A 5,403-nucleotide genomic window follows, 5' to 3' on the forward strand; every position below is an offset into this window, starting at 1 on the left:
ACCCCCACCCCACCCCAAACCCCCTTCGGTGTTGGTTTGGGGGTTGGGTTTTTTTTTTTACCCCCCGGGGGTTGGGGGGGGGGGGGGGGGGGCGGGCCCCCCCCCCCCCCCTGCCGGGGCAGGCCCGTCAGGGCCGGGCCTGCCTGGTGTTGCTGTTACTCCTCGTCGCCTTCCTCCTGGCTGTCGTCCTCGGCGGGCTCGTGCTCCTGGCCTTCCGGCTCGTCCGCGCCCGTGTCGTCGAACTCGGCTCCGGAGTCGTACTCTTCGCCCTCGTCGTCCGGGCCGTCCGCGTCGGGCGCGTCTCCGTCCTCCTCGGCCGGGGGCTCCTCTTCCGTCTTCTTGGCCCTCTCCGCTTCGCGCTCCTGCCGCTTGCGCTCCGCTTCGGCCTGGCGCTCGGCCTTCGCCTTGGCCTCCCGCTCGGCGGTGGCCAGGGTCTCCTCCTCGACCGCCGTCAGGCCGTATCCGTGCCGCTTCAGGAAGGCGATCCACTCGGCGGTCTCGGGCCTGATGTCGCCCCGCACCGAGGGGCCGTGGTGGTAGTGGGGCTCACCGCGCCATGCGTCGTCCCGCATGTGCTCGGCCTCGTACATGCCCGCGACGTGCGCGAACATGACCCACCAGTACCGCTTGCTCGCGGTCTTCCTAAGCAGCGCGGTGATCACGTCCTCGGGGCGGCGGTCGGTGAGCCGCTTGTCTCCCAGGAACTTCGCCAGCATCTCCCCGTGGTGCTGGCCGCCGACGTAGTGCACGTACGGGTACCGGCTCATGAGGAGCGTCCGCATGATCAGGTCCTTGACGTCGGCCGGGGCCTCGCCCTTGTCCTTGCACATGTCCGCGATGTGGGCCTCCCGGCCGTCGCGGGCCGTCCTCCACGCGAGGTTGTTCACCTTCACGCGGCGGCGCTCCTCGCGGACGGCCTCGGCCTTGGCAGCGGCCTCCTCGTCGGGCTCGCCGTTGCCGTTGCCGCCGTCCTGGGCGTCTCCGGCAAGACGGTGGCCGTGCTTCTTCCAGTCGACGCACAGCCACACCACCTCGGCCTCGTCGGGGTCGATAGTGGCCGCGTGGCCCTTGCAGGTCTCGCTGTGCCCCTGCGCGCTCATCGGGTTCCCGATCGCGCTGACCAGTTCCTCCAGCGGCCGGACCGGCGGCGTGCTGTACGACCAGTTCCAGCTCCAGCGCAGGGTCTTGACCTTCTTCTCGGCCAGCTCGGCCGTCAGGGTCTCGATCCGCTCAGCCCTGGCCTTCTTGGCGCGAAGCTCCTGCATGGCGGTCTTCCACGCGCCCCGCTTGGCGTTGCCCTCCTGCTCGTCCTTGGCCTTGGCCCGCGTGAGCACGGTCTGAGCGCCGGACACGTCCTTGACCTCGTCGTAGTCAGCCAGCTCGACCCAGTCGAATTCGACCTCGTCCTCCCGGAGGTCTTCCAGGGTCTCCGCGCCCATCTGTGCGACCTTGTGGGCCGCGTCCAGTTCCTCCTCGGTGCGGCCGATGGCGGCGGCCAGGCTGCGCTTCCTCGCCTTGGGCACCCGCTTGGCCTTGACCAGAAGGGCCAACTGCTCGGCGGCGTCAACGTCGTCCTGCGCGCTCGCCTGGCGACGGTGCAGGTTCTCGACCATCGAGACGGTCAGCGCTTCATCGTCGACGCCCTTCAGGTCGTCGCGGATGATCGCGGGGACCTTCAGGTACGTGCGCCCCTCCTTGACGGCCTGGGTGGCGGCGCGGTGTGCGGCCAGGGTGCGGCGCTGGCCGATCACGATGCCCAGCTTGCCCTCGTTCTCCCCCTCCTGCGGGCGCAGGATGATCGCCTGCTGAACGCCCAGCTCGGCGACGCTCGCGATCAGGGCGGGGTCGGGCTCGACGGTGTCGCCCTGCTCGCGCTTCTTGCGGTGGTTGTACGGGTCGACGATGACCGGCTTGTCCTTGTCGCCGTCGGGATCGAAGTCGAGCGGGTCGATCGCCACCAGGCGGCCGAAGATCGTCTCTTCGGCCGCTTCGGGGGCCTGCGCCGTCTGCTCGGCCTGCGTCACAGTCACGTTGATGCCTTTCGTTCGTACGGGTTTCGAGTGGTGCTGCCGGTCGGGGGCGCCACCCCCTTCCAACAGGTTCAATATTACCAGTATTTAACCGGCTCGCCTAGCGGAGAAGGGGCCTGACCAGGGTTTTCCGAGAATCGAGGGCGACCCGCGCATCCTCTCCGGACCGGGCCGCTCCTCCTCGCCAGCCGCTTTGGGACGCCCTCCCGCCACAGCGGCGGCGGGGGGTGACGCGAACGCGCGCGGATGCACACGCAGACACGGCGCGGCCGTCGTTCTCGACAGGTCACCCCTCGGCCGGCGCGGAGCAGAGGGGTCGACGGTCTGCCGTCGCGTCCGCCCGGCCCCGTCCGATCCAACCGGAGATACCGGCCGGACCAGACGGGGGCCGCCCCCTTCCAGCGGGAATCCGGGGCGGCGCGGTGGCCGCCCCAGATGGCCTCACTGCGGCAGGTGCTCGCTGGGGCGCATGATCGTGATGACTCGCTCGCCGTCGTCGCCGGGCGACGCCTCGGCCACCAGGGTCACCCGCTGCGGGTCGCGACTGCGGCCGTCGACCGGGACGCGGTAGAGGGAGAACGCAAGCCGGGGCGGGCGGCCGGACCCTGCGGCCGCCTTGATCGCCCGGGACGCAGTGATCAACAGGTCCCATTCCCGCTCGGCGCCGTCCAGCCGGATGCCCGTGTCCCACGCGTACGCCTCAGGAACGGCGACGCAGTCCGCGTAAACGGCCTCGGTCATGGCCACCGGGGCCGGGAACTCGATTTCAGCGGCAATGCCGGGGTCGGCCTCGATCAGCGCGCCGCTCTCAATGGCGTGGGCGCGGGTGTAGACGGTGCCGATCATGGTGCTCACGAGGTGCCTCTCTTCGTATGTACGGGTTTCGAGTGGGGGCCGGGGCGGCGGTGCCAACCGCCGCCCCGGCCGGGGCTGATCAGAAGTGGTCGGAGTGAACGGCGCTGTGCGCGCCGGGGAAGGTGGCGACGACCTTCAGCTGGCTGCCCGCCTCAAGGAGCAGGGCGCGGCCCTCCCGGCCCTGGAACTGGTCGACGTGCATGGTGTGGGCCTTGGCAGCCTGGAGCAGGGCGTCCATCTCGGCGGCCAGCGGGGAGGATGCGCGGACGGTCACGATCGCGGGCGCAAAGTGCGCATACTCCTTGGCGCTCCAGTCCAGGACCACGGTGTACGACCGCAGACCCGCCCGGCGAGCCGCGCGGCGACGGGCGCGGATGGTCTTGAAGGTCTCGATGAGTGCACGCATTGGGTGCTCCTTGGTGGGTTTCGAGTGGTGGTGTCGGTCGGGGCGCCACCCCCTTCCAACAGACTTAATATTACCAGTACTGGGCCGGATTCGGGAAGTCGAAAAGCGTGCCCAACCAGGGATTTTCTGGATTCACCATCCCTGGATCGCGCGGTGCGCGATCCAGACCAGGGCGGCGAGACGCTCATGGGCCCGCATGTACCGGCTGAGCTCGACGGGCCGCGCCTGGCCGTCGACCTCGACCGCCCAGGCAGCATCAAGGCCCGCCGCGAAGCGGTCGTGCCGCCACGTCACGGCGTGGCCGTCAGCGCGGCACTCAACCCGCATCATCCGGGAGCCCAGCGAATCCAGGATCGCCCCCCGGGCGGAACGGGGCTCCTCCTCGACGTAGCGGGGGCTCTCGATCCGGTACCCGCGCAGACCCAGCCGCGCCACGAGGGTGGCGGCAACCTCCCCCGCCCCGGTGTCGCCCTGCCGGTAGGGAGCCAGCCCGTGCGACATCCGGTACTCCGCGTCGCAGTAGGTGACAGTGTCGCGGGGGTCGATCGTCAGCAGGTCCATGATGGCCAGCCCTTCCGTTCGGTGTGGGTTTCGAGTGGTTCTCGTTGTTCGGGGCGCCACCCCCTTCCAACAAGTTCAATATTACCAGCATTGAGCCGGATTTGGGAAGTCGAAAAGGGGTCTGCCCAGGGTTTTCCCCCGCCGCGATGCGCGGCCGCGCCCGGCTGTCCCGTACGGCGGAGGCTCCGCCGTACGGGACAGCACTGTCAGATGTCGAACAGGCCGATGGTGCCCGTGGCCTTGTCGTCGCCCGTGTCGAACATGGCGACCTGGGCCCCCTTGGGGCGGGTGGTGAATTCCGTGGCGGACATGACTCGCCAGTCCTTCGCCTGGGGGGCTTGCGCGGCGCGGGCGACCGTTGTGGTGGCGGTCTTCCGCTGCGCGAAGTCGGCAAGAACGATTTCGGTACGCGGGGCCGCGTCACGCCACTCATCGATGTATCCGGAGGTGTCGCCGCTGCATCCCTGTGTCAGGGTGATGCCCGTTTGGACCTCGAACCGCTCGTATTGGTCCCCGCGCACCTCCTGAAAGTTCGGGACGCCGCTGCGGCGGAAGGGGGCCATTTCCTGGGGGATGAGGAACACCCCGTGCCGGGCTACCTCTGCGGCGATATCGATGACGTGGTACTCGAACCGGCTGCCGGTGTAGCGGGGTGCCGTGCGCCCTCCCCGCGCAACCGCTCCGTACGGCGGGTTCGCAAGAGCTACGTCGAACGTTCCGCCCAGGTCCATGTTCGGCACGTCGAACACGTCGGCACAGATCCAAGTCGCCTCGGGCAGAACCTTGCGGCCCACCCGGACGTATTCGGGGTTCCTCTCGATGCACACGATCTGTCGCGCGGCTCCGTGCGAACGCAGGTACTTGTCTGCGGTCCAGGCCAGACGACCGATACCGGCGCACAGGTCGATCACCCTTTCCGCGCCGAACGCCTCGATCACCATGTCTACGGCCAGGCCACCGGGGGTGAAGAACGCGCCGTCGAGCCGGGCGGTCCCCTCCTCCATCAGGTTGTCGAGGACGAATTCGCGCTCGGTGGGCGTGAGATCGCGGTCCAGCTCGATCAGGTCGTTCGCCTTGCGGTGCTGCGCCGCCTGCTCGGTGGTCATCTTCGCCATGGGAGGCCCCTTCGGGTGCGGGTTTCGAGTGGTTCTTGTTGTTCGGGGTGCCACCCCCTTCCAACAAGCTCAATATTACCAGTACTAGACCGGATTCGGGAAGTCGAAAAGGGGGTCTGACCAGGGTTTTTCTCGGAAATTCCATGATCCTTTAGGGGGTGTCCGGGCCCGGCCGACCCCCGTCCTTGCCAGCCGCTTTTCCCCTCCCCCAACCCCGGGCCGGCCCGCGCTTCGACCACTGGCTCCAAGCTCCTCCTGGCCCTCCTCGACCTCAGCCCATCGCCCCGGCCACGACGGTGCCGGCGGTCGACGACGGCGGCCCGGACTCGCCCCGGCCACAGCGGACTTCAGCCCGTCCCCCGGTCCCCGGGGGGCGGGCGTCCGGAGGAGCCCCCCGGGGCACGCGCAAGGGAGCGCCAGCGACCGCAGCCCGCGC

General features: G+C 69.4%; 5 protein-coding genes. All 5 read right to left on the minus strand.

Features of this window, described 5'->3' with window-relative positions; all coding sequences use genetic code 11:
• Window positions 1-155 precede the first annotated feature (155 nt).
• Entirely contained in the window at window positions 156-2,030 is a 1,875-nt protein-coding gene (locus tag ACFV2X_RS54710) for a ParB N-terminal domain-containing protein (RefSeq protein WP_385631622.1), read from the minus strand.
• Window positions 2,031-2,471: 441 nt separating this feature from the next.
• Window positions 2,472-2,876 (minus strand): DUF6573 family protein, encoded by a 405-nt coding sequence (locus ACFV2X_RS54715; RefSeq protein ID WP_385631632.1) that lies wholly within the window; start codon window positions 2,874-2,876, stop codon window positions 2,472-2,474.
• 88 nt (window positions 2,877-2,964) lie between these two features.
• Complete coding sequence (locus tag ACFV2X_RS54720; protein ID WP_385631625.1) at window positions 2,965-3,291, minus strand: hypothetical protein; 327 nt, start codon at window positions 3,289-3,291, stop codon at window positions 2,965-2,967.
• Between the two features lie 132 nt (window positions 3,292-3,423).
• Window positions 3,424-3,852: a hypothetical protein gene (locus ACFV2X_RS54725; RefSeq protein WP_385631628.1), complete on the minus strand. Its 429-nt coding sequence runs from the start codon at window positions 3,850-3,852 to the stop codon at window positions 3,424-3,426.
• Window positions 3,853-4,058: 206 nt separating this feature from the next.
• A complete protein-coding gene (locus ACFV2X_RS54730) occupies window positions 4,059-4,967 on the minus strand; it encodes a methyltransferase (protein ID WP_385631630.1) in 909 nt (302 codons plus the stop codon).
• Between the last annotated feature and the right edge of the window lie 436 nt (window positions 4,968-5,403).

Source organism: Streptomyces sp. NPDC059679 (assembly GCF_042734105.1).
Classification (GTDB): domain Bacteria; phylum Actinomycetota; class Actinomycetes; order Streptomycetales; family Streptomycetaceae; genus Streptomyces.